Below are 26,070 nucleotides of genomic sequence, written 5' to 3'. Positions count from 1 at the left end.
CTCATGACAATCATCGAGCGCCATCAACCGGCCCGACACAGGGCGATCTTCCTGTCCGACATTCATCTCGGCACGCGAGGCTGTCAGGCGGAGATCCTGCTCGATTTCCTGAAGCGCAACGAAAGCGAATACCTCTATCTGGTCGGCGATATCGTCGACGGCTGGCGCCTGAAGCGCTGGTGGTACTGGCCGCAGAGCCACAACGACGTCGTGCAGAAGATCATGCGCAAGGCCCGCAAGGGCACCAACGTGGTGTACATCCCCGGCAATCATGACGAGGCGGCGCGACAATACTGCCAGCTCACCTTCGGCGACGTGCGCGTCCAGGAGGAGGCGATCCACGAGGCGCCGGACGGCCGCAAGCTACTGGTGATCCATGGCGATCAGTTCGACGGCATCGTGCGCTACGCGCGCTGGCTCGCCATCCTGGGAGACTGGGCCTACGCTACGGCCCTGCGCATCAACACGCTGTTCAACTGGGCCCGCCGCAAGCTCGGCCTGCCCTACTGGTCGCTCTCGGCCTTCCTGAAACACAAGGTCAAGAACGCGGTGCAGTTCATCGCCGACTACGAGAACGCCGTCGCCAACGAGGCGCGCCGCCGCGGCGTCGACGGCGTCGTTTGCGGCCATATCCACCATGCCGAAATCCGCACCATCGGCGGCATCCTTTACTGCAACGATGGCGACTGGGTCGAAAGCTGCACCGCCCTGGTCGAGGACTTCGACGGCCGCCTGCGCATCGTGCACTGGGCCGACGAGATGGCCCGCCGGTCGAGCCGACTGCCGCTGTCGGCCGCCCAACACCTCGCCGCGGAGTGAAAGGCTTGCGCATTGCCATCGTCTCCGATGCCTGGCGACCGCAGATCAACGGAGTCGTGCGCACCCTGGAGACCGTCGCCAGGCTGCTGCGTGCGGAAGGCCACGAGGTCGAGGTCTTCGGCCCGGACCGATTTCGGACCCTGCCCTGCCCGACCTATCCCGAGATCCGGCTGTCGCTGTTTCCCGGCGCACGCCTCTCGCACATGCTCAAGCTCTTCGCGCCCGACGCCATCCATTTGGTGACGGAGGGTCCGCTCGGCTGGGCGGCCCGCAGCTTCTGCATGAGCCGCGGCCTCCCCTTCACGACCGCCTATCACACCCGCTTTCCCGAATACGTCCGCGCCCGCGTCCGCATTCCGTTGTCGTGGAGCTATGCCTTCGTGCGTCGCTTCCATGCGACCTCGTCGGCTGTGCTGGTCGTCTCCCCCGCCATTCGCGAGGAACTGGCTGGGCGCGGCTTCGAGAATCTCGTGCCATGGTCACGCGGCGTCGACATCGCGGCATTCCAGCCGCAGCCGCGCGCCACGTTGAACGATGGGCAAGGCGGCGAACGGCCGGTCTGGCTCTACGCCGGCCGCGTCGCCATCGAGAAGAACATCAAGGCCTTCCTCGACCTCGACCTGCCCGGCACCAAATGGGTAGTGGGCGGCGGTCCCCAGCTCAAGGAACTGAAGCGCCGCTACAAGGATGTGCGCTTCTTCGGCGCCGTCGACACCGACGAGCTGTCCCTACGATATTCCCAGGCCGATTGCTTCGTCTTTCCGAGCCGCACCGATACTTTCGGTCTGGTCATGGTCGAGGCGCTGGCCTCGGGCGTGCCGGTCGCCGGCTATCCGGTTCCGGGGCCGCTCGATGTCGTGACCGATCCCAAGGTCGGCGCTCTTGACGAGGATCTGCGTACCGCCTGTCTCGCTGCTGTGGCGCGCGATCCCGCGGACTGCCGCCGTCACGCCGAAAGCTTCACCTGGGAGCGTTGCGCGCAGCAGTTTCTGCAAACGTTGCGGCCGATCCCGCGGAGCCGTTGGCATCCCCTGAAACGCCGCGCCGTCCCGGATGCCGCTGCCTCCTGACCAATGGCTCAGGGATAGAAATCCGACCCGTAGTCGAAGGTCAGCTCGTCACCCTTCTTGATTCCTTCGATCCCCGCGACGATCCAGATCTGGCCGTTTTCACGCAAGATGAAGCAGTTGGGGTTGGCACGCGCATGGTTCGCGTAGCGCGCCTCGTTGCCGTTCACAGCGCCGTCGAGGTTTTGGTCTTCACCGAGCTCGAAGATGCAGTCTGCACCCCCGGCGATACGCTGCTCGGCCAGCAAGTCCGAGATGCGCTCCCCCTGATACTCGATGATTTTCGTACCCCAGGGAATGTCTTCACCGGCAAACAGACCCTTGCCATGCAACGAGGATTTCTTGACCACCAGCTTCATGCACCCACGCTCTAACGACCGCAGCAGAAGGCTCCTTTATATCGAATACGCGAACAGCCCAAGCCGGTCACTCCTCGGCTGGACTTGAACTCGACTCCATCACGACTACCTTTCAGATATGGCTGAACTCAATCACCTGATCGTTCCGGCCAAGGACAAGGATGTCTCGGCCGCGTTCCTCGCCGACCTGCTGGGGGTCGAACCCGAGAAGCAGTGGGGTCATTTCCGGCCAGTGAAGACCCGTAATGGCGTCACCCTGGATTTCGTCACGTCGTCGGACGTGCGCACGCAGCACTATGCCTTCCTGGTCAGCGACGCCGAATTCGACAGCGCCTTCGCCAAGATCAAGAAGGCCGGCATCCCCTTCTACGGCTATCCCAACAAGAGCAGTCCCGGTGAGATCAACACGCTCTATGGCGGCCGCGGGGTCTATTTCGAAGACCCCAGCGGCCATCTGCTCGAGCTGATCACCACGCCCTATGGCGATCCGCCGGCCGGGCCCGGCAACTCCTAGCTCTGCAGCGCCCGACCGCCGTTCAACACGCCGGCACGTCCCGCTTCAGGGCTGGTTTCGCGGATCGCGCAGACATACTGGCCGGGCAACATCTGCACATCGATGAAACGTATCTGGCCGGGTGCCAGATTGAGCCATATGGAATTGCCCGAGTCGCCGCCGCGGCAACGGAAGACGTGATGGCCGGCATTGATCTCCGCCCGCATCCAGGTCTGCGTGCCGAGCCGGCCGATATTGAGCCCGTCGACCGCCACGTTCAGAACCGGGCTGGCGGCTGCCGGATTGTAGAAATAGACCGCGGCCGTACCGGGCGGCGGCGGATTGAACTGCTTGCCGGCGGCATCCTGGCCCGGCGGCGCCATCGCCACCGACGAGGATTGGCAAGCCGCGAGGGCCAACAGCAACAGAGCGGCAAGGCTTTTGGGCATCGTCCTCTCCTTCAGCCGCCAGCGGGTTCGCCGGCCTTGATCCAGTCCTGGTAGAGCTTCTTGGTTTCGTCGTTCGGCGGATAGGTGCCTTTGATCGGCTTGCCCTGCCCGACGCGGATCGCCACGAATTTCTCCAGACGCTCCTGCTCGAAGGAATCGCGCGCCACTTCGTCGGCGAGATGACGCGGCACGACGATGGCGCCGTCGCCGTCCGCCACGATCACGTCGCCCGGATAGACCGCGACACCGCAGATGCCGACCGGCGTCTGCACCTCGACGGGATGCAGGTGATTCATGCTGGGCGGCGCTGCGGCAGAGACGCAGTAGACGGGGAAGTCGAAGTTGCCGATCACCGGCGTGTCGCGCATCGCACCGTCGCTCAGCACTCCTGCCACGCCACGTACCTTGAGACGCAATGCCAGGATATCGCCCAGGGTACCGGAGCGCAGGTTGCCCTCGGTGCCGATCACCAGCACATGGCCGGCTGGCGTCTCCTCGATCGCCTTGTTCTGCGCATGCGGCGGATCGTTGGGCGACGGCGGCTTGTCGAGATCCTCGCGGCCCGGCACGTAGCGCAGCGTGTAGGCCGGTCCAACCATGCGCGTCGCCTTGGGATTGAGCGGCCGCACGCCGCTCACCGCCGTGTTGCGAAAGCCGCGCTTCAGCATCTGCATGGAGACGGTCGCCGTGCTGGCGTACATGAAGTTCTTGATGGTCTCGGCCGACAGCGGCGCGCTGGTCATCTTCGTTTCCCCCTACAGCAACGAACCTTGATTGCCGCTGCCGCCTTGGCGGCGCGGTGGCAGCGGAGCAGCGACCCTCGCAGACCGGCCTGCGCTATCGGTGACCTTCGCACCGATACGGCCATCGGCGAACTCGATGCCGATGGTCTGGCCTGCACTCGTGGCGGCCGCCGCCAATACCGGCTGGCCGTCCTGATCGCGCACCAGCGCAAAGCCGCGATTGAGCACGGAGTGGAAGGAGTAGCTCTCCAGCAGCTTGCCCAGCTGATCGACGCGCTCGCCGCCACGCCGCAGCAGATCGTCGGAATGGCGCTTCAAGCGGTCGGCATTTTGCGTCAGCCGATCGGCGGTGCGCTCGATCTTCTGCAAGGTGTCGCCCTTGAAGCGCTCCATGGCGCTGCGCAGCGCCCGCGATTCGGCGGCGAGCATCTGCTCCTTGGCTGCGATCACGGCATTGGGCCGGAGGAGCCTCGCCGCTGCCAACGACTGGGCGCGTCGATCCACGAGCTGCCGCATCGCCAGTCCCAGCCGTTCACCGCTGACATCGAGCCGCTGCTGACGCTCCTCGATCAGGCGCCGCGGATCGCCGAGGCCGCGCGCCAGGCCCGCCAGTTCCATCGCCGACTCGCGCAACAGGCGGTTGATGCCGCCGACCAGCCGCTTCGCATAGTCCAGCGTCTCGGCCATCAGATCGGCGCGCACCGGCACCGCCATTTCGGCCGCCGCCGTCGGCGTCGGCGCACGGCGGTCCGAGGCGAAGTCGATCAGGGTCGTATCGGTTTCGTGACCGACCGCGGAGACGAGCGGGATCGTCGACGCCGCGGCGGCGCGCACCACGACCTCCTCGTTGAAGGCCCAGAGGTCTTCGAGACTACCGCCGCCACGCGCCACGATCAGCACGTCGGGCCGCGGCACAGGCCCGTCCTCGGGAAGCCTGTTGAAGCCGGCGATGGCCGCCGCGACTTCGCCAGCCGCCTTCTCGCCCTGCACGGCGACCGGCCAGACCAGGACGTGGCACGGAAAGCGATCCGCCAGCCGGTGCAGGATATCGCGGATGACTGCGCCCGAGGGCGAGGTCACGACGCCGACCACTTCCGGCAGGAAAGGCAGCGGCCGCTTGCGGTCCTGATCGAACAGGCCCTCGGCCTGCAGTTTCTTCCGGCGATCCTCCAAGAGCTTCAGCAGCGCGCCTTCGCCCGCCAGTTCCAGCCGGTCGACGATGATCTGATAGCGCGAGGAGCCGGCATAGGTCGTGAGCTTGCCGGTGGCGATGACCTCCAGCCCCTCTTCGATGCGGATTCCGAGCCGCGGGATCGTGCCCTTCCAGGCAACGCCGTCGATGACGGCGTTCTCGTCCTTCAGGCGAAAATAGCAATGACCGGAGCGCGGAAAGGACGGCTGGCTGATTTCGCCCCGCACGCGCACGCGCGGAAATGCCGTCTCGATTTCGCGCTTCAGCGCAAAGGAGAGCTCGGAAACCGAGAATTCCGGAACATTGCTGGGGACTGATGGAGCGTCGAAATTATCCATGGGCGGCGCCAGCCTAGCCGCTTGTGCCCGCGACGCAAACTGTGGTCAAAGCCTCGCTATGCGAATCCTCGTGGTGGGCGGCGGCGGCCGCGAACATGCGCTCTGCTGGGCGATTTCGGCGTCTCCGCTCTGCACCAAGCTCTTTTGCGCCCCCGGCAATGCCGGCATCGCGCAGGTCGCCGAATGCATCGACATCGGTGCCGAGGACATCGCGGGACAGGTAGCGCTCGCGCAGCGCGAAAAGATCGACTTCGTGGTGGTCGGGCCCGACGCGCCGCTGGTCGCCGGCATCGTCGATGCCTTCACCGCCGCCGGCATCAAGGCGTGGGGCCCCTCGAAGGCTGCTGCCCGGCTCGAAGGCTCCAAGAGCTTCACGAAGGCTCTGTGCCGCGAAAACAACATCCCCACCGCGGCCTACGAGCATTTCACCGACGTCGCCAAGGCCGAGGCCTATATCCGCGCGCAGGGCGCACCCATCGTCGTCAAGGCGGACGGGCTGGCCGCCGGCAAGGGCGTGATTGTCGCCGAAACCGTCGAGCAGGCCGTCGAGGCGGTCCGCGATATTCTCGCCGGGAATCGCTTCGGGGCGGCCGGCGCCTCGGTCGTGATCGAGGAGTTCATGCAGGGCGAGGAAGCGAGCTTCTTCGCGCTCTGCGACGGCGAGCATGTGCTGCCGCTGGTCGGTGCGCAGGATCACAAGCGCGCCTTCGACGGCGACAAGGGGCCGAACACCGGCGGCATGGGCGCCTATTCGCCGGCGCCGATCTTCGACGCCGGCATGCAGAAGCGCACCATGGACGAGATCGTGATGCCGACTGTGCGCGCGATGGCCAAGGCCGGCTCGCCGTTCAAGGGCGTGTTCTATGTCGGCCTGATGATCGATCAGAAGGGACCGCGGCTGGTCGAGTACAATTGCCGCTTCGGCGACCCCGAATGCCAGGTCCTGATGATGCGGCTGAAGTCCGATCTCGTGCCGGCCCTACTGGCCTGCGTGGATGGCGGCCTGAACCACCTCGATCTGCGCTGGTCCCCGGAGGCCGCCCTTACCGTCATCCTGGCGACCAAGGGCTATCCCGACTCCTACCCGAAGGGCAGCGAAATCCGGGGCCTGAACCAGGCGGCAAAGATCGAGGGCGTGCAGATTTTCCATGCCGGAACCAAAGCCGACGGCAACCGCATCCTGGCCAATGGTGGCCGCGTGCTGAACGTCAGCGCCATGGCCTCTACCGTGGAGGAAGCCCGTGCCCGCGCCTACCGGGCTGTCGACCTGATCGACTGGCCGGAAGGCTTTTGCCGGCGTGATATTGCATGGCGGGCAGTCGGCCAGCGGTCGTGACAGCCCAACCCCGTCGCCGCTAGGGCTTTTTCATGCCTGATTCGCCTGACCTCTCCCAGCGCCTGCTGGCCCAACTGCGCTTCCCCTGCGGCGACGTCCCCGAGCCCGGGGACATCAAGAACGTCGCCCCCGGCATCTACTGGCTGCGCATGCCGCTTCCCTTCCAGCTCAACCACATCAACCTGTGGCTGGTGGAGGAAAAGGACGGCTGGACGATCGTCGACACCGGCATCAATACGCAGGACACGCGTGATCTCTGGGAGAAGATCTTCGCCCAGAAGCTGAACGGCAAACCCGTCACGCGCGTGATCGCCACGCACCTCCATCCCGATCATGTCGGGCTGGCCGGCTGGCTCTGCAAAAAATGGAACGCGCCGCTCTGGATGACCCTGGGCGAGTACATGAGCGCCCAGGCGGCCCGCAACGACTTCGTGGAGAGCGACGAGATCCGCGCCGCCCATCTCGCGCGCAACGGCGTGCCGGCGGACCGCATCGCCAACTTCCACCGCCACAAGGGCGGCTATGCCAAGGGCGTGGCGCCACTGCCCACGGCCTTCCAGCGGCTGATCCACGCCCACCCCCTCACCATCGGCGGGCATCGCTGGGACGTCATCGTGGGCCGCGGCCACGCGCCGGAGCACGCGTCGCTGTGGTGCCCCGAACTCAACGTCATGATTGCCGGCGACCAGGTGCTGCCGAAGATCAGCACCAATGTCGGCGTCTGGCCGAACGAACCGCTGGCCGACGCTCTGACCTGGTTCCTGGATGGCTTCTCGCGCTTTCGCCGCCTGCCGGCCGACGCGCTGGTCCTGCCGAGCCACGGCTTTCCATTCATCGGCCTGCACACGCGCCTCGACCAGCTCGTGGCCCATCACGATGCCCGCCTGAACGACATGACGACCGCCATCGCCCGCAAGGGAGCCGAAGGCGCGACGGGCTGGGACATGGTGCCGGTGCTCTTCCCGCGCCATCTCGACAACAATCAGATCGTGTTCGCTTTCGGCGAGACCCTGGCGCACCTTCATTGCCTGGAGACGCGGGCGCGCGTGAAGCGGACGGTCGTGGATGGCGTGCACCGCTTCGTCGCGCTGGTTAACCCTGCCAACGACCCGCCTGCCGACGATCCTTCACCCGAGGTGATGGATGTCGGCGCTGTCTGACGGTTAATGCGCGTCGATCTCTTCGACTTCGAGCTTCCAGACGACCTCATTGCCCAGCGGCCCGTCTCGCCGCGCGATTCCGCGCGTCTGCTCGATGTCGCGCCGGACGGCCTGCACGACAGGACGGTGCGCGACCTGCCGGGCCTGCTGCGCCGCGGCGACCTGTTGGTCTTCAACGACACCAAGGTCATTCCGGCGCGGCTTAAGGGCGTTCGCGCCGGCAGCGGCGGCCGACAGGACGTCTCGCTCGAAGCTCTGTTGATCCGCGACGTCGGCGCCGGTCGTTGGCTTTCCTTCGCACGTCCGACCAAGCGGCTGCGTCCCGGCGATGCGATCACCTTCGCCAACGGTCTCACGGCCCGGGTCGACACCAAGCACGAGGACGGATCCATCGTGCTGGCGTTCGACAGGAGCGGTCACGAATTTCTCACAGCCCTGGAACAAACCGGCACGGTACCCCTGCCCCCCTACATTCGCGGCGGCACGGCCGACGCACAGGATCGTGCCGATTACCAGACGCTCTTCGCCCGCTACGACGGCTCCGTCGCCGCCCCCACCGCCGGCCTGCATTTCACGCCGCCATTGCTGGCAGCGCTGGCAGAGGCCGGCATCGGTACGGCGGGCGTCACGCTCCATGTCGGCGCCGGCACCTTCCAGCCGGTGCGGGTCGACGATACCGACGCCCACACCATGCACGCCGAATGGGGCGAGGTTTCCGAAGCGACGGCCCACGCCGTCAGTGCGGCGCGCGCGGCCGGCGGCAGGATCGTCTCGATCGGCACGACCTCCCTCAGGTTGCTGGAATCCGTGGCGCGCACCCACGACGGCGCCGTGAAACCATGGAGCGGCGAAACCGACATCTTCATCACGCCGGGCTTTCGCTTTCGCGCCGTCGACTTGCTGCTCACCAACTTCCATCTGCCGCGCTCGACGCTGTTCATGCTGGTCGCCGCCTTCGCCGGTCTCGACCGTATGAAGCAGGCTTATGCGCACGCGATAGGCGAGCGATATCGCTTCTATTCTTACGGCGATTGTTGTTTGTTGCGCCGATGAGTCTTTCCTACAAGCTGCTCGGCGCCGATGGCAATGCACGCCGCGGGCAGATCACGACGGCGCACGGCACGATAGAGACGCCGGCCTTCATGCCGGTGGGCACCGCCGGCACCGTGAAGGCGATGATGCCGCAATCCGTCGCCAGCACTGGCGCGGAGATCGTGCTGGGCAACACCTTTCACCTCATGCTGCGGCCCGGCGCGGAGCGTGTCGCCTCGTTGGGCGGCCTGCACAAGTTCATGAACTGGCCGGGTCCGATCCTGACCGACTCGGGCGGTTTCCAGGTGATGTCGCTCAAGGAGCTGCGCAAGCTCGATCCCGACGGCGTCACCTTCCGCTCGCCCATCGACGGCACGCAGCATCGGCTCACGCCCGAGCGCTCGATCGAGATCCAGCGCCTGCTCGATGCCGACATCACCATGTCGTTCGACGAGTGCACGAGCTGGCCGGTCGAGGAGCCGGAGGCGGCCTTCTCCATGCGGCTTTCGATGAAGTGGGCGGAACGCGGCAAGCGGGCCTTCACCGAGCGGCCGGGCTACGGTCTGTTCGGCATCGTCCAGGGCAGCGTCTTTCCCGAGCTGCGCGAGGAAAGCACCAAGGCTCTGACCTCGATCGGCTTCGACGGTTATGCGGTCGGCGGACTCGCTGTCGGCGAGGGCCAGGAGACGATGTTCCGCGTCCTCGACCAGACCGTGCCGATGCTGCCGGCCGACCGGCCGCGCTACCTGATGGGCGTGGGGCGGCCTGCCGATATCGTCGGCGCGGTGAAGCGCGGCATCGACATGTTCGATTGCGTGATGCCGACGCGCGCCGGCCGCACGGCGCAGGCTTTCACGCGCCGCGGCGAACTCAACATGCGCAACGCGCGCCACCGCGACGATCCGCGGCCGATCGACGAGCACTGCGCCTGCCCGGCCTGCAAACATCACAGCCGGGCCTACCTGCATCACCTCATTCGCTCCGAGGAGATCCTTGGTGCGATGCTGCTGACCTGGCACAACCTGCATTACTATCAGGACGTCATGCGCGGCTTGCGCGGCGCCATCGAAAGCAACGTGCTGGGCTCCTGGATCGCCTCGTTCGAAAGCGATCAGAGCCTCGGCGACATCCCCCCATCGTAGCGGAGCGTAACGGATGCCCAACGAGGCGTTGATCGTGGTCGATGTGCAGAACGACTTCTGCGAAGGCGGCGCGCTGGCCGTGCCCGGCGCCAATGCCATCGTGCCACTGGTCAACCGCCTGATCGGCCGCTACGACCACGTCGTCCTGACGCAGGACTGGCATCCCGCGGGCCATGCCTCGTTCGCCAGTTCCTGGGCCGACGCCGAGCCCTTCTCGACGGTGAAGTTCCCCTACGGGCCGCAAACCCTTTGGCCGGACCACTGCATTCAGGGCACGCCGGGCGCTGCGTTCCATCCCGATCTTGAAACGACCAAGGCGCAGATGATCGTGCGCAAGGGCTATCATACCGGCATCGATTCCTATTCGGCCTTCCGCGAGAACGATCGCATGACGCGGACCGGCCTCGATGGCTACCTGAAGGCACGCGGATTCTCGCGGCTGATCTTCTGCGGCCTGGCACTCGACTATTGCGTCGCCTGGTCGGCCATCGATGCCCGGCAAGCCGGCTTCGATGTCGCCGTGGTGCTCGAAGCCACGGCCGCTATCGACCTCGACGGCAGCCGCAAGCGCAAGCTCACCGAGATGCGCCAGGGCGGTATCAATCTAAACCTTACTGCCTGACGAGTTCGACGCGGCGGTTCTTGGCCTGTCCGTCTTCATTGTCGTTGGGAGCAAGCGGACTCAAAGGGCCAACACCTTTTGCGACCATACGATCAGCCGAGATACCATGCTTTGCCGTAAGCGCCTTGGCGACAGCCTCGGCGCGCCGCTGCGACAGGTCGGTATTGTAGGCGAAGGCGCCCTTGTTATCGGTATGGCCGACGATGAACACCTTCAGTCCGGGCGTGGACTTGAGCAGGTTTGCCATCTCGACGAGCTGCTTGTCGGACTCCGGCTTGATGTCGGCCTTGTCGAAATCGAACAGGATGCCGTAGAGCGCGACGCGGCCCTCCTTGCCCAGCGCGCCGCCGATCTGTTCGGCCGAGACGAAGGCCAGGTTCTGCTGCATCGCCTGGGTTTCGAGCACGTCGAGCATCACCAGCACCCGGCCCTTCAAGGCCGACGAGACGTTGCCCATCGAACCGCCGGTCTGGGTAGCAGCGTAGATCGAGACGTAGACATCCGAACCACCGCCCCGCTCCCACTTGCCGACCCACAGCCGCTGGTCGGCCGAAGGATCGACATACTCCAGCACGTTGCCGGTCAGGTCGCGACGGGCGCGATTGTAGGCCGTGCCCTCGGGCTTCAGCGCACGCGGCACGCCATGCAGCTTGTGGAAGTCCTCGCCGCACTCGGCCTTGCTGCACTGGAACAGGGTCTTGGCGCCCTTGCCCTCCAGCTCATTGGTGTAGTTGCGCACCACTTCGAGCGTCGAGCGGCCTTCGGGGATCACGTAGACGGTGCGCGTCAGCCGGCCCTCGACGGACTCGACCTTCTCGTAGCGCAGCTTCTTGTCGGCGTCGGTCTGGTACGACGAGCCGATCGCCTTGCCGAGCGGCAGGACCAGCTCGTCGAAGTCCTTCTTGGTCTGCGCCAGGATGAAGGAGCCGGCATAGCGCGGCAGCAGCAGATCGCTGCTGCCCGGAGCGTTGGAGGTCAGCTCCTTGGTGAATTGCGGTTCGACCTGCGCTTGCGCCGACAGGCTCGATAGCAGGAGCGCGGCGGCGGCAAGCAGCAGGTGACGCATCAGACCCGTTCCAGCGCCAGCGCGATGCCTTGGCCGACGCCGATGCACATGGTGGCGAGCGCGCGCTTGCCGCCCGTCGCCTCGAGCTGGTTGAGAGCCGTGATCATCAACCGGCCGCCCGACGCGCCGAGCGGATGGCCCAGCGCGATGGCGCCGCCGTTGGGGTTGACGTTCTCGGCATCGTCGCTGAGGCCAAGCTGGCGCAGGACGGCCAGCGCCTGGGCGGCAAAGGCTTCGTTGAGTTCGATCGTGTCGAAGTCGCCGATGGTCATGCCGAGCTTGGCCAGCAGCTTCTGCGTCGCCGGCACCGGACCGATGCCCATGACGCGCGGCGGCACGCCGGCCGATACCGTACCCAGGATACGGGCGCGAGGCGTGAGTCCGTTGGCCTTGGCCGCAGCCTCCGAGGCAATGATCATGGCGCAGGCGCCATCGTTCAGGCCCGAGGAGTTGCCAGCCGTCACCGAGCCGCCGTCGCGGAACGCCGCCGCCAGCTTCGAGAGCGTTTCCATCGTCGTGTCGCCGCGCGGATGCTCGTCCTTGCCAACGACGATCTCGGTCTTGCCCTTCTTGACGGTGACCGAAACGATTTCCTTCTCGAAGAAGCCACGATCCTGCGCCGCCTTGCAGCGACGCTGGCTGCGATAGGCAAAGGCATCCTGATCGGTTCGGCTGATCTGGTGCTCGGTCGCGACGTTCTCGGCGGTCTGGCCCATCGGGTCGACGCCGTATGCCGCCTTCATGCGCGGGTTGACGAAGCGCCAGCCCAGCACCGTATCCTCAAGCTTCATGGAACGATCGAAGGCGCTTTCGGGTTTACCCATGACATAGGGCGAGCGCGTCATGCCCTCGACCCCGCCGGCAATCATCATGTCGGCTTCGCCGAGCTTTACAGCACGTGCAGCGTGTCCGGCCGCTTCCAGGCCAGAGCCACAGAGCCGGTTCACCGTGGCGCCGGCCACTTCGACCGGCAGACCGGCGAGCAGACCCGCCATGCGCGCGACATTGCGATTGTCCTCGCCGGCCTGATTCACGCAGCCGTAGATGACATCGTCGACCGCCCCCCAATCGACATTGGCATTGCGCTGCATCAGCGCCTTGATCGGATGGGCAGCGAGATCGTCCACACGCATGGCGCCCAGGCCGCCGTTGTAACGGCCGACGGGGGTTCGGATCGCATCACAAATGAAGGCTTCAGTCATCTTGGGTACTCCCAACTCAATCAATGGGTTGGGGTAGCACCGCTCGCGGGGGCTTGCTAGTGCCCCTCCCTGCCCGGCCATGTCCGCCGGACGGAGGGGCCATGCGACCCAGGTAGTTGCCGGCTCAGCCCGCCCTGCGGCAGACGGCATACTGGGCGTACCCACGGAAGGGCCGTTCGAAGCGGCAAAGGCTCGCCGTCTGCCGGTCGGCGAACTCCGTCAGTGCCGTTTCCAGCCGATCTCGCGGCGAGACGTGAAACAGGGCCAGCCAGCGTCGCAGCCCAGCTCTGAACCAGACGGGCAGCTCCTCCTGGCGGCCGAAATCGACGATATGCAGCTCGCCGCCGGGCCGCACCCACGCCAGCGCCTGGGCCAGCACACTCTCCCAGGCCGGGATCATCGACAGGCTGTAGGAGATGAAGATCCGCGAGAAAGACGGCACACCAAAGAGAATGGCCGGATCGAACCGCGTGGCGTCGGCACGGGCGAGGCGGATACGCGAAACGAGCCCTTCCCGCTCGACGGTCTGCCGGGCCGTCCGCAGCATCTCGGCGGAGATGTCGATGCCGAACAGGGATGCCTCGGGGTAGCGGCGCGCGACGGCAACCAGGTTGCGCGCGGTACCGCAGCCAATTTCCAGAACACGCTCGCCGGGACGCGGTGCCAGCTGGTCGATCAGGCGATCGCGACCCAGCAGGTAGTACTTGCGGCTGAGATCGTAGACGTGGCGCTGGCGGCGGTAGATGAGATCCATCAATTCCGCCGGTCGGCCCGGCGACGCCGTGATATCGCTCATGTCAGCCCTCGAAGACATAGAGGTGGACGCCGCCGTAAATGGCGGACCGATCGCGTTGCGTGAAGGCGAGCGATGCCTCCTCGTCATAGCGCCAGCGCGAGAGCAGCGCCGGATCGACCCTGCCCGGAAGCAGCGAAGGTTCGGCAGCCGTGCGGAAGACGACGCGCGCGCCCTGCCGCGCTGTGCGCGTGATCTCGATCCAAAGTGCGTTGAGCTGGATGTCGGTCATCCAGTCCTGGGCATCGAGCAGCACGTAGCGATCACGCGATCCGGCCGGACAGGAAGCGAGATACTCCGTGACCGACCTGTTCATCACCTCGACCCTGTCGGCGCGACGGCGCACGGCCTCGAACTGATCCTGCCGCAGATAGGGAGGCAGCGGACCGCTGGCATCGCGCGCATAGGAGCGGCCGAACGCCTGCCAGGCAAAGTAGTTGTCATTCAGGCTGAAGCCGCAGACAAGCCGCTCGACGCGATCCCGCAGCACGGCCCCCATATCGCGGCCGCCGGCCAATGCCTCGTACTGCGCGGGCGGAATGCCGAGACCATAGAGCGACAGGCGGTTGGCTGTGGCCCATCGCACGACGGGCTTGTCGAACAGAGGCGCCAGCATGGTCTCGAAGAAACGGCGCTGGTCGTCGAGTGACCGAGCACTCAGGAGTTGGCGCAGATCGACGCCATAGGCGCGTGCAGCGACATGTGCGACGCCGATGAAACGGCCCAGCACGCCGTGCCGATAGGCATTGCGGGCAAAGATCGAAATGCGGCGACGGCCCAGCTGCTGGAGGCCTCGGCCTTCCCAATAGGTGCGGCTTTGCGAGTCGAGATGCGGCGCAATCAGCCGGTCATAGGCGCGAATGTTCGCTTCGGCATCGGCCGCCCCGAAGAAGCGGTAGAACGCCTCCCATGAAGGCAGCCGGATCGCCGCGGCCAGCTTCAGCCGGTTCAGGGCGACATGTGCCGCGCTGAGATCGAGCGCCGTGATGCGCGCAGGATCGGCGGTCAGGTAGGAAAGAACGTTGCAGCCGCCCGAGGCGATCGCCACGACATGGCAATCCGGTGTCAGGGCCAGGGCTTCAAGGTCGATCTCGGGATCTTCCCAGATCTGCGTGTACACAAGGCCACGAAAAAGCTTCTCGAACAGACGCTCCAGAAGCCCCTCGCGGGATAGCGCCCTGTGTCGGCGCACCGCCTCTTTCAGACGGACATGGCTCTCGGCCCGCAGATAGACCAACCCCTGGAACTCCGGCTCGACCCAATCCCGACAAAATACCCACCGTCGGTGCCAGTTTGATGACGGTACGGTCGGTGGATTTCCACGACTTGACGGGATTACCGGTTAGGTAGAAAGCTGCCCGCATGACAGCTTTGAGCTTCACCCTGTTCGATACGCCGATCGGCACTTGCGGCCTCGTCTGGAGCGGTCGCGGCATCGCCGGCCTGCAGTTGCCCGAGGCGACCGCGCAGGCAACGCGCAGCCGGGTCAAGCGGCGCTGGCCCGGTGTGACGGAGACCGACCCGCCTTCCGGCGTACAGCGTGCCCTCGATCGCGTGCAGGCATTGCTGGCAGGAGGCGCGATCGATCTCGAAGACATTCCACTCGACCTCGAAGCCGCGCCCGAGTTCCATCGCAAGGTTTACGAAGTGGCACGCACCATCCCTCCCGGCCACACCATGACCTATGGCGAGATCGCCAGGCGCCTCGGTGTGCCGCACGAATCGCGCGAGGTCGGCCAGGCGCTGGGGCGCAATCCCATTGCCATCATCGTCCCCTGCCACCGCGTGCTCGGCGCCGACGGCAAGATGGGCGGCTTCTCCGCAGGTGGCGGCGTCGCCACCAAGCGACGCATCCTGGAAATCGAAGGCGCCTCGGCGCTCGGCGCCGGCCCCCTGTTCGATACAGGGCGATGACCGGCTTTGCCTTCCGACCACGTCGGGCCATCGGCCACCTGCGCGCGGCCGATCCGGCGCTCGCCGAGATCATCGACGCTGTCGGCCCTTTCCGGATGGAACTCAAGGCCTCGCGCAGCCTGTTTGGCGCACTCGCCGAAGCGATCGTCTACCAGCAGCTCTCCAACAAGGCTGCGGCAACGATCTACAGCCGGGTCGAGGCCCTCTATCCACGCGCAACGGATGGCTTCACGCCGCGCCATATCCTGAAGACGCCCGACGAGAGACTGCGCGGCTGTGGTCTCTCGCGCGCCAAGGTACTGGCCGTGCAGGACCTCGCGCGCCGGGTGGCCAGCGGCGAGTTGCCAACCCTCGAGCAGGCGCAGGCGCTCGACGATGCGGCGCTGATCGAGCGATTGGTTCAGGTGCGCGGCATAGGCCGCTGGAGCGCCGAGATGTTCCTGATGTTCAGGCTCGGTCGACCGGACGTCCTGCCGCTCGACGACTACAGCCTGCGCAAGGCCTATGCGAAGGCCTTTCGAAGGCGCGCCCTGCCCTCGCCGCAAGTCCTCGAAAGGGCCGGCGAAAAGTGGCGGCCCTATCGGACGGTTGCGAGTTGGTATCTCTGGCGGACGCTGGAAACCGCCGCGGTCGGTCCCTGATGCCTCAGGCCGTGACCACCCTGAGACGCGGGGCGTGGCTCTCGGCCATGCGGCGATAGACCGAGAGATAATCCATCGCCATGCGCCGGGCCGTGAAGCGTTCCTCGAAGCGAGCGCGGATCCGGGGACGCGACAGCTCAGGCAGGCGGCGTACGGCGTCGACGGCTTCCGCTTCGTTGTTGACGATGAAGCCGGTCAGGCCGTCCTCGACGATCTCGGGAACCGAGCCGCCAGGATAGGCGAGCACCGGCGTGCCGCAGGCCATCGCCTCGATCATGACCAGCCCAAACGGTTCGGGCCAGTCGATGGGCATCAGGAGGCCGATGGCTCCGCTCAGGAACTCGGATTTCTGCACGTCGTTGATCTCGCCGATATACTCGATGCCGGGCAGGTCGAGCAGTGGCCGGATCTCGTGCTCGAAATACTGACGATCGACCGGATCGACCTTGGCCGCGATCTTCAACGGCATCCCGGCGCGGCGGGCGATGTGGATAGCGCGGTCGACCGCTTTCTCCGGCGCTATACGGCCGAGCACCGCAAGGTATCCTGGCTGCACCGGATCAGGCCGCAGAAGATCGGCCGGCAGGCCGTGATAAATTGTTTCGATCCAGTGCGCGTTGGGCACCGGCCCGCGCTGCGCATCGGAAATGGAGATCACAGGTGCACGATTGAAAACATCGAACACCACCTGATGTTCGGGCAGATCAAGTCTGCCATGCAAAGTTGTAATGAAGGGCGTCGCGTTGCGCGAGAAGAGCGAGAACGGAAAGTAATCGAGGTGAAAGTGCAGGATGTCGAACTGGTCGGCGCGCTGATAGACTTGCTCTAACATCGCCATGTGCAACGCCATCGGATCGCGCACCTTGCCGTCGAGCCGGAGAGCCCGGGGCCAGATCGGTTCCAGATGAGCCGTGGTCCTGGAGTCGCCGCTGGCAAATAGCGTCACATCATGGCCAAGGGCCACCAATTCCTCGGTCAGCCAGGATACGACGCGCTCGGTGCCACCATAGAGTTTGGGGGGTATGGCCTCGGTCAGCGGTGCGACTTGGGCAATGCGCATGCACTTGTACTCCCGTATTTGGTGGCCCCGGCACACATTATCTTCGCTCTGCTTCAGGACGACGCCGTTCGGCACGGAAGCGCAAGAATCAGCCTGCTAATGTGGTGATCGCGCGGCAGCCACCGTTTGGTCACAGCTCGCGGCTGGAGCCGCAAGCTAATGAACCTTTCAGCCGCAGATTCGTTCCCAAGGTTATGGAAGATCTCAGCCCACTCGCCGGCCGACCGTTCGCCTTTCTCTTTCGATATGTCGCCCGCCGGCCGATCGCGCATGCCGCCATTCTGACAGCGGTCGTCGGCGCGGCTGCCTGCTCGGTTAGCACCCAGTACGGCGTGAAATCCCTTATCGATGCGCTGTCCGGCGGTCATACCGAGATGGTCTGGATAGCCTTCGCACTGCTGGTAGGTCTGATGGCCACCGACAACTTCCTGTGGCGGCTCGCGGGCTGGATTGCCAGCTACGCGTTCGTGGCAGCAAGCGGCGAACTGCGCGGCGAGCTGTTCCGCCATATCACCGATCACGCGCCCAGCTTCTTCACAAGCCGCCAGGCCGGCACAGTAACAGGCCGGGTAACGGCGACAGGCAACGCCGCCTTCACCATCCAGAACATGTTCATATGGAATGTATTGCCGCCCTGCGTCGCCACGCTGGGCGCCGTCGCCTTCCTGATAACTGTCGATCCGCTGATGACGGGATCACTGGTTGTGGTGGCCGCCGTCCTGCTCTACGGACTTTTCAAGCTCGCGGCAGCCGGCGCGACGTTGCATATGGGCTTTGCCGACAAGGCGGCGGGAGTCGAAGGCGAGCTGACGGACGTCGTCTCCAACATCATGCTGGTGCGCAGCTTCGGCGCCATCGGCCGGGAACGCCGTCGCTTCCGTGACACCGTCGGCGAGGAGATGGCCGCCCGCCGCACGAGCCTGCTCTATCTAGAGAAGATCCGCTTCCTTCATGCCGCCTTGACGGTCGCGCTGACCGTCGGCCTGCTCGCCTGGGCGATCGTGCTGTGGCAGCGCGGCGCGATCAGCAGCGGCCAGGTCATCCTGGTGTGCACGCTCGGAATGACGATCCTCTATGCCACGCGTGACCTCGCAGTGGCTCTGGTTGACGTCACACAGCATACCGCGCGCCTCTCCGAAGCACTGACCACGCTGCTGCAGCCGCACGACCTTCGGGATACCGCGGATGCACGCCCCCTCGCCGGCCGGCGCCGTGCCGTGACATTCGAGAACGTCTCCTTCACCTATGCCGACGGCCATCGTGTGTTCGAGAAGTTCGGCGTCGAGTTCCGGCCGGGACAGCGCACCGGCCTGGTCGGTCCTTCCGGCGGCGGCAAGTCGACGCTGCTCTCCCTGTTGCAGCGCTCCCACGATCTCGATCGCGGCCGCATCCTCATCGATGGCCAGGACATCGCGCAGGCCACTCAGGAGAGTCTGCGGCAGGCGATCTCGCTGGTGCCTCAGGACATCTCGCTGCTTCACCGCTCGGTCATGGACAACATCCGCTACGGCAAGCCGGACGCCAGCGACGAAGAAGTCAGGCACGCCGCGGATGCTGCGCGGTGCCGCTCGTTCATCGAGGCTTTGCCGCAGGGCTTCGACACGATCGTCGGCGAGCGTGGCGCCAGGCTGTCGGCCGGCCAGCGCCAGCGCATCGCCATCGCCCGCGCCCTTCTCAAGGACACGCCGATCCTCCTTCTCGACGAGGCGACATCGTCGCTCGACGGCGAGTCCGAAGAGGCGATCCGCCAGGCGCTGGATCGGCTGATGGAGAACCGTACCGTGATTGCCATCGCCCATCGTCTCTCCACCCTGCGCAGCTTCGACCGCATCCTCGTGCTGGAAGGTGGTCATATCGTGCAGGATGGCGCGCCGACGGAACTGCTGCACCGGGACGGCCCCTATCGCACCCTGGTCTGGCAGGAACTCCATCGGCTGTCGCGCACGGCCGCTTGATCAATCAGGCTACGTCTGAAGGCGCGCTCTTGTGACGCCACTGGAGTGACACGTTTGCCATGACATAATTGGTGAATGGCACTTCCGTTCTCCAACACCGTCGACCGCACGCTCGAACGCCTGCGCATCGCCTTCATCGATACCGCCCGTGGCGCCCGCGAAGCCGTCGGGGCGCCCTTGCGCGCCGATCTGCCCGACGACGACATTCCAAGGCTCAAGAGCCGCATCGACGCCTGCCTCGAGGCCAAGGGCGGCGAGACCGCGCGACGAGGCCGTGCTGCCGAACTGGGGAAGGCCTATCTTTCGCTCTCGCCTGCAGGCCGCAAAAAGTTCCTCCTGACGCTGGCCCACGACTATGGGCTGCCGCGCGAGGCGGCGGTCGCCAAGGTCGAGCACTGGCGCTCGGGAAAGGAACCTGCCCGGGCGCTGATGCGTGTGCTGGAGCCGCCGGCGGTCCGCCTGCTGCGTGAGTTCGTCGGCGTCCCGCAGGGCGTGAAGTTCGTCGTCGACCTGCGCGCCGAGCTGCTGGCGCTGGGCAAGACCGACACGGCCGCCCGTGCCTTGAGCGAAGACCTGCGTCCCCTCTTGAGCGCCTGGTTCGACGTGGCCTTCCTCGACCTGGTCCGCATCGACTGGAATGCCTCGGCAGCGCTTCTGGAAAAGCTGGTGGACTACGAGGCCGTCCATGCCATCCGCTCCTGGCGCGATCTCAAGAACCGTCTCGATTCGGACCGGCGCTGCTTTGCCTTCTTCCATCCGCGCATGCCCGACGAGCCGCTGATCTTCGTCGAAGTGGCATTGGTCGACGGCATGGCCGGCAACGTGCAGCGCCTGCTCGACGCCCGCGACGAAACGGCCGACCCTGCGCGCGCGAACACCGCGATCTTCTATTCGATCTCCAACTGTCAGCAGGGACTGGCCGGCATCAGCTTCGGCAATTTCCTGATCAAGCGGGTCGCCAGTCAGCTTGCGCGCGACCTTCCCAACATCAAGGATTTCGCCACCCTCTCGCCAATTCCCGGCCTGCGCCACCACATCGATGGCCGCCTGAAGAACGAAGGCGACGGCGCGCTGACCGCGGCCGAGATCGCCTCGCTGGTGCCGGTGATCGACAAGGTGCGCGGCGCGGCGGCGGTCCGCCAACTGCTCGACCGGCCGAACTGGTGGGATGTGCCGGCGATCGACAAATCGTTGCGCCCGATTCTGACGCGGCTGGCCGCACGTTATCTCACTTCGACCGACGAGAGGGGCCGCGCCCTCGATCGCGTGGCCAACTTCCATCTCGGCAACGGCGCAATCGTCGAACGGCTGAACTGGCTGGGCGACACCAGCAGCAACGGCCTGAAGCAGGCCTACGCCATGATGGTGAACTACCGCTACAAGCTCGGCGACGTCGACGAAAATCACGAGGCCTATGCCAACGGCAAAGTCGTCGCCAGCCGCGAGGTGCGCGCCCAGGCAAAGGGTTAGGGGGGACGGCCCCCTGCCCGGCTACTTGTTCAGATATTCGAGCTTCAGGCCGGGCCGCGGCCACTCGAAGCTCACGAGCTTGCCGGTCATCGACAAGGTCGCATAGGCGGTCCGCAGGTCCTTGCCGCCGAAGCAGACGTTGGTGACCATCGGGTCCGGCAGCTTGTACTGCGTCACCGACTTGCCGTCGGGCGAGATGTCGGAAACGGCGCCAGTAATCAGGGTCGCCACGCAGATATGGCCCTGCGAGTCGACCGCCAGCGAATCGAACATCTGGTAGCCACCGAGGCCTGTGATCACGCGGCCCTTCTCGCCGCGATAGGGGCCGTTGGCGTCCTTGATGACACCCGGTGCGGAAAGCTCGAACCCCCAGACGCGCGCGGTCGGCGTCTCCACGACATAGAGCGTCTTGCCATCGGGCGAGAGACCGCAGCCGTTGGGGCGCTCCAGCGGGAAAACCTTCTCCTCGATCTTCGACCCGTCGGCCTTGGCGTAGTAGACGGCGCCGCGGTCATTGTCGCGCTCGCGCGTCTTGCCAAGGTCGGTGAACCAGAAGCCGCCGGCATCGTCGAACACCAGGTCGTTCGGACCGTTCAGCTTCCGGCCATCGCACGAGTCGTAGAGCGTCTCGAACTTGCCGGTCTCAGGATCGACCACCTGGATCGAGCCGCCCTTGTAGGAAGCGGGTTGCGTGCCGGGAAACAGGCGGCCGTCCGGGCGCTCGATCCAGTTAAAGCCGCCATTGTTGGTCACGTAGATCTTGCCGCCCGGCCCCATCGCCGCGCCGTTGGGGCCGCCGCCCAGCTTGGCGATGATGTGCTGCTTGCCGTCGGGCATGACGCGGGTCAGCGTCTCGCGCGCAATCTCGACCAGGATCACCGAGCCATCCGGCATGGCCACGGGGCCTTCCGGGAACTTGAGGCCCGAGGCGATCTCCTTATGCGGCGTCGTCATTCTGCTTCCCCCTATTTGCCCTTGAAGGCGGGCTTGCGCTTGGCGAGGAAGGCTGCGACGCCCTCCTTGAAATCCTCGCTGCGGCCGAGTTCGCGCTGGAAGTCGCGTTCGACGTCGAGCTGCTGGGAGAGCGTGTTGCCGCTGGCGCGACCCATCGCTTCCTTGATGCGGGCCAGCGACATCGTCGGTCCGTCGGCCAGCCGCCGTGCCAGCTCGTTCGCCGACTTCATCAGCTCGCCGTCCTCGACGACGTCCCAGATCAGGCCCCACTCCTTGGCCTGCTGCGCGGTGATCTGCGGCGCCAGCATGGCCAGGGCCCGGGCGCGCTGCTCGCCGACCAGTCGCGGCAGGAACCAGGTGCTGCCGCCGTCCGGTAGCAGGCCGATGCGCGCGAAGGCCTGCAGGAAGGTGGCCGACTTGGCGGCGACTGCAATGTCGGCGGCCAGCGCGAAGCTCATGCCAACACCCGCTGCCGGGCCGTTCACAGCCGCAACGATGGGCTTGGGGATGCTGCGCATGAGCCGGATCACAGGATTGAAGAACTTCTCGAGCGCCGCGCCCGAATCCGAGACCTCGCCCTTCTCGCGATCGGGATCGGCAAGATCGGCGCCGGCACAGAAGCCGCGGCCCGCGCCCGTCAGCAGCACCGCGCGCACCGACCCGTCGGCCGCCAGGTCCTCCCAGCAGGTCTTGAGTTCGGCGATCATCTTGCGCGAGACGGCATTCAGCCGGTCCGGCGAATTGAGCGTCAGGGTGGCGAGGCCATCGGCCTTGGCGATCTGGATCTTCTCGTAGGTCATCGTCTTCTTCTCAACGTCCGGTGAACTGGGCGGGTCGCTTGGCGAGGAAGGCCGCGACGCCTTCCTTGAAATCGGCACTGCGGCCGAGTTCGCGCTGGTTGTCGCGCTCGAAATCGAGTTGCTGGTCGAGCGTGTTGGTGGCCGCCAGATCGATCGCCTTCTTGATGGCGGCATAGGAAAGCGTCGGGCCGGTCGCGAGCTTGCGCGCGATCTTGGTGGCTTCGTCCATCAGCGCGGCATCGTCGACGACCTGCCAGACCATGCCCATACGCTCGGCCTCTTCGGCCGGAACAGAACTGCCCAGCATGGCGAGCGCGCGGGCCCGGGCGTCGCCTACCGTGTGCGGCAGGAACCAGGTACCGCCCAGGTCGGGGATCAGCGAGATGCGGACGAAGGCCTGGTCGAACCGCGCCGAGCGCGCGGCCAGGACGATATCGCAGGCCAGCGCCAGGTTGGCGCCGCCACCTGCTGCCACGCCGTTGACCGCAGCCACGATGGGCTTAGGCAGTTCGCGCATGGCGCGGATCATGGGGTTGAAGATACGGTCCATCACGGCGCCGACGTCGCGCTCGCCCGATCGCGTCGGATCGCCCGGGCCCGGCCCTGCCAGGTCGGCGCCGGCGCAGAAGCCGCGGCCGGTGCCGGTCAGCAGGATGGTGCGGACCGCATCATCCTCGCGGGCGCGCTTCAACTGGGCATTCATGGCCTCGATCAGCGGGTGGCTCATGGCGTTCAACCGTGTCGGCCGGTTGAGCGTCAGGGTCAGGACACCGCCCTCCAGAGCGGCCAGTACGGGCGTTTCTTCCATAGGGTCGGAGACTGGCATGGGTCCCGGAGCCGCGCCATCCGGTCGCGTCGCATGGCGGCACTCCCTCCCTTATGTGCGAAAGCAATGGCCACGATCCTGATCCTGGTCGGCACCGAGTCGGGTAACGCCCAGATGGTGGCCGATGCGCTGAAGCCGGTCCTCTCCGATGCCGGACATGCGGTCGACGTTACGGACAAGGCCGCGACCTTCGCCGACCTTCAGGCGCACGACGTGCTGTTGGTGGTCTGCGCCACCCATGGCTCGGGCGACATCCCGACCAACATCCTGCCGCTGGTCGAAACCCTGGAGCGGGAGAAATCCGATCTCTCAGGCCATCGCTACGGAGTCATCGCGCTCGGCGACATGACGTATCAGGACACGTTTTGCGGCGGCGGCAAGAAAGTCGATCAGGTGCTGGAACTCTGCGGCGCCAAGAAGGTCGGCGAGCGCCTCGAAGTCGACGCCTCGACTCAGCCCCTGGCCGACGAAGAAGCGTTGGCCTGGATCGAAGGCTGGAAGACTCAGGTCTAGCCGGCCGCACCGTTGTCCGGCAGCGTGAAAATCTCGACCGGCTTGGGAACGCCGCGCAGGCGGTGAACGCCGAGCGACTTCATCGGCTGCGGGCAGTTTTCGTTGAACTCGGCAGAGGCACAGACCTTCACGCCGAGCGCCTTGGTCAATCCCTCCAGACGCGAGGCGCGATTGACGGCAGCCCCGATCACGGTGAAGTCGAGCCTGTCCTCCGTGCCGATGTTGCCAAACGTCACATCGCCCACATGCAGACCTATGCCGAAGCGCAGCAGTTCGCGGCCAGCGGCGGCGCGCGCCTCGTTCGCCGCCTCGGTATCGTCGAGGAGCTGGCGCGCCGCGCCGAGGGCTGCGGCCGTCACCATCGGCAGGAACAACGCGTCCTCGGCCGGGAAATAGCCCATCACGCCGTCGCCGATGAATTTCAGGATCTCGCCGCCGTGCGAGGACAACGCATCGCCGACGAGCTGGAAGTAGTTGTTCAGGAGTTCCAGCACTTCGGCCGGAGGCAGCCGCTCGTTGAGGCCGGTGAAGTCGCGCAGATCGGAGAACCAGAGGACGGCGCGAAGTTCCTCGCCCTCGCCTCGGCGGATCGCGCCGTTCAACACCCGCTCGCTGATCTGACGGCCGAGATAGGTGTTGGCTACCGTATCGGCGACGCCATGCTCGATGTGCATCTCCGTCACCGCCCCCATCATGTCGACCAGGCGGGTAAGGTCTTCGATATCGGCTTCGCTGAAGCCTTCCTTGCGATCGGTGGCGAAGCTGACGACAGGCAGCGGGCCTTTGCGGGTGATCCGCATCGGCACGGCAAAGTAGTCGGTCCCGCCGTCGGCCTTCACTTCCTGCAGCAGCTCGTGATTCTTCTCCGTGATCTTGTCGAGGCGGTACCGCACGGCGCGGCCTTGTTCGCGGGCCTCCTGCAGCGGGCTGCCGATATAGGCCGATGTGAACTGGATGCCATAGGCGCGTGCAATCGCTTGCACATGCTGGCCGCGCCGCCACACGTAGCCCATCGCCTGAAGCTGCGGATGAATGAGCTGCAGGCCGATATAGAAACGCCACACCGGCACGCCCGTCTGCAGGACCCTCTCCATCAACTTTTCGATGAAGACCGACGGGGAGACGACGAGACGGCCCTCGCGGGCGAGCCAGTCGGCGACCGGCGCCAGGCGGTCGCCGGCCGATGGCACCATGGGAAGCGGGGCGCTCAGGAGGCGCCCACGACGGCCGCAACCTCTTCGCCGGAGGTGCGGAACACTCGGCTGGCCGAAACGTCGGCGATCTTCTCGATGTTGTCGACGACGTCCTCGATCGTCGGCGCACGACCGGAAATGCGCAGCCCCTCGGCTTCGCGATACTCGATGCGCGCGAAGGTGCCGGCGCCGGCGCTCCAGATGTCGCCGGTGCGCTGGCACTGCTCGGAGCAGAGGTAGGCGACCATCGGCGAGACGAACTCGGGGCGAAGCTTGGCCAGGGCCTCCGGCGTCATCAGGCTTTCGGTCATGCGGGTGGCAGCCACAGGAGCCAGCGCGTTGATGAAGATGTTGTACTTCTGCCCCTCGAGACGGAGCGCATTCATGAAGCCCACCACGGCGAGCTTGGCGCCGCCGTAGTTCGCCTGACCGAAGGTGCCGTAGATGCCCGAATTGGACGAGGTCACCACGACCCGGCCATAGGCTTTGGCGCGCATGATCGGCCACGCGGCGTGCGTCACGTAGGCGGTGCCGAGGAAGTGCACCTTCACGACGAACTCGAAATCCTCGACCGTCATGTTGTGGAAGGTCTTGTCGCGCAATACGCCGGCATTGTTCACGACGATGTCGACGGTGCCGAAGGAATCGACGGCGGTCTTCACGATATTGGCGGCGCTCTTGGGATCGGCGACCGAATCGTAGTTCGGCACAGCCTGGCCACCCGCCGCCTTGATCTCGGCCACGACCTTGTCGGCGGCAGCGTGGTCGCCGCCCTTGCCATCGACCGCCCCACCCGGATCGTTCACCACCACCTTGGCGCCGCGGCTGGCCAGCAGCAGCGCATGCGCGCGGCCGAGCCCGTTGCCGGCACCCGTGACGATGGCGACGCGATTATCGAAGCGAACAGTCATTGCCTATCTCTCCCCAAATG

At 65.8% G+C, this 26,070-nt stretch carries 27 protein-coding genes; 13 read left to right on the top strand and 14 right to left on the bottom strand.

Annotation, left to right across the window (positions count from 1 at the left end; translation table 11 throughout):
- Positions 1-3 precede the first annotated feature (3 nt).
- Together BN60_RS02670 and BN60_RS02665 are read left to right on the top strand one after the other, a co-directional pair.
- Positions 4-819, top strand: coding sequence for a UDP-2,3-diacylglucosamine diphosphatase (locus BN60_RS02670; protein WP_020694436.1), 816 nt, complete (start codon positions 4-6; stop codon positions 817-819).
- Positions 816-1,889, top strand: coding sequence for a glycosyltransferase family 4 protein (locus tag BN60_RS02665; RefSeq protein ID WP_245539800.1), 1,074 nt, complete (start codon positions 816-818; stop codon positions 1,887-1,889). Before BN60_RS02670 ends, BN60_RS02665 begins: the two co-directional genes overlap by 4 nt.
- An 8-nt stretch (positions 1,890-1,897) precedes the next feature.
- On the opposite strand, the gene BN60_RS02660 is transcribed toward BN60_RS02665, so the two are convergent.
- Positions 1,898-2,245 carry an SET domain-containing protein gene (locus BN60_RS02660; protein WP_020694434.1) on the bottom strand — a complete coding sequence of 116 codons (348 nt, stop codon included), beginning with the start codon at positions 2,243-2,245 and terminating at the stop codon, positions 1,898-1,900.
- 118 nt (positions 2,246-2,363) lie between these two features.
- On the opposite strand from BN60_RS02660, the gene BN60_RS02655 reads away from it, so the two are divergent.
- Positions 2,364-2,759 (top strand): VOC family protein, encoded by a 396-nt coding sequence (locus tag BN60_RS02655; RefSeq protein WP_020694433.1) that lies wholly within the window; start codon positions 2,364-2,366, stop codon positions 2,757-2,759.
- On the opposite strand, the gene BN60_RS02650 is transcribed toward BN60_RS02655, so the two are convergent.
- From BN60_RS02650 to xseA, 3 genes are read right to left on the bottom strand one after another with little or no spacing between them, the layout of a single operon-like run.
- On the bottom strand, positions 2,756-3,187 hold the full coding sequence (locus BN60_RS02650; RefSeq protein ID WP_020694432.1) for a DUF2846 domain-containing protein: 432 nt from the start codon (positions 3,185-3,187) through the stop codon (positions 2,756-2,758). The genes BN60_RS02655 and BN60_RS02650 overlap by 4 nt on opposite strands.
- Positions 3,188-3,198: 11 nt before the next feature.
- Positions 3,199-3,930: a ribonuclease activity regulator RraA gene (locus tag BN60_RS02645; RefSeq protein WP_020694431.1), complete on the bottom strand. Its 732-nt coding sequence runs from the start codon at positions 3,928-3,930 to the stop codon at positions 3,199-3,201.
- A gap of 12 nt (positions 3,931-3,942) precedes the next feature.
- Positions 3,943-5,460 carry an exodeoxyribonuclease VII large subunit gene (xseA, locus tag BN60_RS02640; protein ID WP_020694430.1) on the bottom strand — a complete coding sequence of 506 codons (1,518 nt, stop codon included), beginning with the start codon at positions 5,458-5,460 and terminating at the stop codon, positions 3,943-3,945.
- Positions 5,461-5,518: 58 nt separating this feature from the next.
- Here xseA and purD point away from each other — a divergent pair, with 58 nt between their 5' ends.
- The 5 genes from purD to pncA are packed head-to-tail and all read left to right on the top strand — an operon-like array spanning position 5,519 to position 10,752.
- Entirely contained in the window at positions 5,519-6,796 is a 1,278-nt protein-coding gene (purD, locus tag BN60_RS02635; protein WP_020694429.1) for a phosphoribosylamine--glycine ligase, read from the top strand.
- Between the two features lie 32 nt (positions 6,797-6,828).
- Positions 6,829-7,956 (top strand): MBL fold metallo-hydrolase, encoded by a 1,128-nt coding sequence (locus tag BN60_RS02630; RefSeq protein ID WP_020694428.1) that lies wholly within the window; start codon positions 6,829-6,831, stop codon positions 7,954-7,956.
- A 6-nt stretch (positions 7,957-7,962) separates the two neighbouring features.
- The gene (queA, locus tag BN60_RS02625; RefSeq protein WP_020694427.1) at positions 7,963-9,009 is read left to right on the top strand and encodes a tRNA preQ1(34) S-adenosylmethionine ribosyltransferase-isomerase QueA; all 1,047 of its coding nucleotides are present in this window, start codon (positions 7,963-7,965) and stop codon (positions 9,007-9,009) included.
- Positions 9,006-10,130: a tRNA guanosine(34) transglycosylase Tgt gene (gene tgt, locus BN60_RS02620; RefSeq protein WP_020694426.1), complete on the top strand. Its 1,125-nt coding sequence runs from the start codon at positions 9,006-9,008 to the stop codon at positions 10,128-10,130. The genes queA and tgt overlap by 4 nt, the downstream gene beginning before the upstream one ends.
- 13 nt (positions 10,131-10,143) lie before the next feature.
- Positions 10,144-10,752, top strand: a complete 609-nt coding sequence (pncA, locus tag BN60_RS02615; protein ID WP_020694425.1) for a bifunctional nicotinamidase/pyrazinamidase — start codon at positions 10,144-10,146, stop codon at positions 10,750-10,752.
- On the opposite strand, the gene BN60_RS02610 is transcribed toward pncA, so the two are convergent.
- From BN60_RS02610 to BN60_RS02595, 4 genes are all read right to left on the bottom strand, one after another.
- Positions 10,742-11,818 (bottom strand): OmpA family protein, encoded by a 1,077-nt coding sequence (locus BN60_RS02610; protein WP_020694424.1) that lies wholly within the window; start codon positions 11,816-11,818, stop codon positions 10,742-10,744. The genes pncA and BN60_RS02610 overlap by 11 nt on opposite strands.
- Positions 11,818-13,020 (bottom strand): 3-oxoadipyl-CoA thiolase, encoded by a 1,203-nt coding sequence (gene pcaF / locus BN60_RS02605; protein ID WP_020694423.1) that lies wholly within the window; start codon positions 13,018-13,020, stop codon positions 11,818-11,820. Before pcaF ends, BN60_RS02610 begins: the two co-directional genes overlap by 1 nt.
- A 124-nt stretch (positions 13,021-13,144) precedes the next feature.
- Complete coding sequence (locus tag BN60_RS02600) at positions 13,145-13,816, bottom strand: class I SAM-dependent methyltransferase (RefSeq protein ID WP_020694422.1); 672 nt, start codon at positions 13,814-13,816, stop codon at positions 13,145-13,147.
- Position 13,817: 1 nt separating this feature from the next.
- On the bottom strand, positions 13,818-15,050 hold the full coding sequence (locus BN60_RS02595; RefSeq protein WP_020694421.1) for a BtaA family protein: 1,233 nt from the start codon (positions 15,048-15,050) through the stop codon (positions 13,818-13,820).
- Positions 15,051-15,175: 125 nt separating this feature from the next.
- Between BN60_RS02595 and BN60_RS30680 the strand changes: the two genes are divergently transcribed.
- Both BN60_RS30680 and BN60_RS30675 read left to right on the top strand, forming a co-directional pair.
- Complete coding sequence (locus tag BN60_RS30680; RefSeq protein ID WP_020694420.1) at positions 15,176-15,727, top strand: methylated-DNA--[protein]-cysteine S-methyltransferase; 552 nt, start codon at positions 15,176-15,178, stop codon at positions 15,725-15,727.
- Positions 15,724-16,368: a DNA-3-methyladenine glycosylase family protein gene (locus tag BN60_RS30675; protein ID WP_020694419.1), complete on the top strand. Its 645-nt coding sequence runs from the start codon at positions 15,724-15,726 to the stop codon at positions 16,366-16,368. The genes BN60_RS30680 and BN60_RS30675 overlap by 4 nt, the downstream gene beginning before the upstream one ends.
- A gap of 4 nt (positions 16,369-16,372) precedes the next feature.
- Here the strand turns inward: BN60_RS30675 and BN60_RS02580 are convergent, their stop codons facing one another.
- Positions 16,373-17,428 carry a glycosyltransferase family 4 protein gene (locus BN60_RS02580; protein ID WP_020694418.1) on the bottom strand — a complete coding sequence of 352 codons (1,056 nt, stop codon included), beginning with the start codon at positions 17,426-17,428 and terminating at the stop codon, positions 16,373-16,375.
- 194 nt (positions 17,429-17,622) lie between these two features.
- On the opposite strand from BN60_RS02580, the gene BN60_RS02575 reads away from it, so the two are divergent.
- Entirely contained in the window at positions 17,623-19,383 is a 1,761-nt protein-coding gene (locus BN60_RS02575; protein WP_020694417.1) for an ABC transporter ATP-binding protein, read from the top strand.
- Between the two features lie 75 nt (positions 19,384-19,458).
- Complete coding sequence (locus BN60_RS02570) at positions 19,459-20,853, top strand: malonyl-CoA decarboxylase domain-containing protein (RefSeq protein ID WP_020694416.1); 1,395 nt, start codon at positions 19,459-19,461, stop codon at positions 20,851-20,853.
- Positions 20,854-20,874: 21 nt separating this feature from the next.
- Here the strand turns inward: BN60_RS02570 and BN60_RS02565 are convergent, their stop codons facing one another.
- Genes BN60_RS02565 through paaG form a run of 3 tightly spaced genes read right to left on the bottom strand, consistent with a single transcriptional unit; the run spans position 20,875 to position 23,433 of the window.
- Positions 20,875-21,807: an SMP-30/gluconolactonase/LRE family protein gene (locus tag BN60_RS02565; protein WP_020694415.1), complete on the bottom strand. Its 933-nt coding sequence runs from the start codon at positions 21,805-21,807 to the stop codon at positions 20,875-20,877.
- An 11-nt stretch (positions 21,808-21,818) separates the two neighbouring features.
- On the bottom strand, positions 21,819-22,607 hold the full coding sequence (locus BN60_RS02560; protein WP_020694414.1) for an enoyl-CoA hydratase-related protein: 789 nt from the start codon (positions 22,605-22,607) through the stop codon (positions 21,819-21,821).
- Positions 22,608-22,617: 10 nt separating this feature from the next.
- Positions 22,618-23,433, bottom strand: coding sequence for a 2-(1,2-epoxy-1,2-dihydrophenyl)acetyl-CoA isomerase PaaG (paaG, locus tag BN60_RS02555; RefSeq protein ID WP_083855923.1), 816 nt, complete (start codon positions 23,431-23,433; stop codon positions 22,618-22,620).
- A gap of 66 nt (positions 23,434-23,499) precedes the next feature.
- On the opposite strand from paaG, the gene BN60_RS02550 reads away from it, so the two are divergent.
- Positions 23,500-23,946, top strand: coding sequence for a flavodoxin domain-containing protein (locus BN60_RS02550; protein WP_020694412.1), 447 nt, complete (start codon positions 23,500-23,502; stop codon positions 23,944-23,946).
- On the opposite strand, the gene BN60_RS02545 is transcribed toward BN60_RS02550, so the two are convergent.
- Positions 23,943-25,139 (bottom strand): adenylate/guanylate cyclase domain-containing protein, encoded by a 1,197-nt coding sequence (locus BN60_RS02545; RefSeq protein WP_020694411.1) that lies wholly within the window; start codon positions 25,137-25,139, stop codon positions 23,943-23,945. The two genes, BN60_RS02550 and BN60_RS02545, sit on opposite strands and share 4 nt — an antisense overlap.
- A gap of 14 nt (positions 25,140-25,153) precedes the next feature.
- Positions 25,154-26,050, bottom strand: a complete 897-nt coding sequence (locus BN60_RS02540) for an SDR family oxidoreductase (protein ID WP_020694410.1) — start codon at positions 26,048-26,050, stop codon at positions 25,154-25,156.
- Between the last annotated feature and the right edge of the window lie 20 nt (positions 26,051-26,070).

This window comes from Reyranella massiliensis 521, assembly GCF_000312425.1.
Lineage (GTDB): Bacteria > Pseudomonadota > Alphaproteobacteria > Reyranellales > Reyranellaceae > Reyranella > Reyranella massiliensis.
The sequence above is the reverse complement of the archived record's forward strand: the minus strand, read 5'-3'. Positions and strand labels throughout refer to the sequence as shown.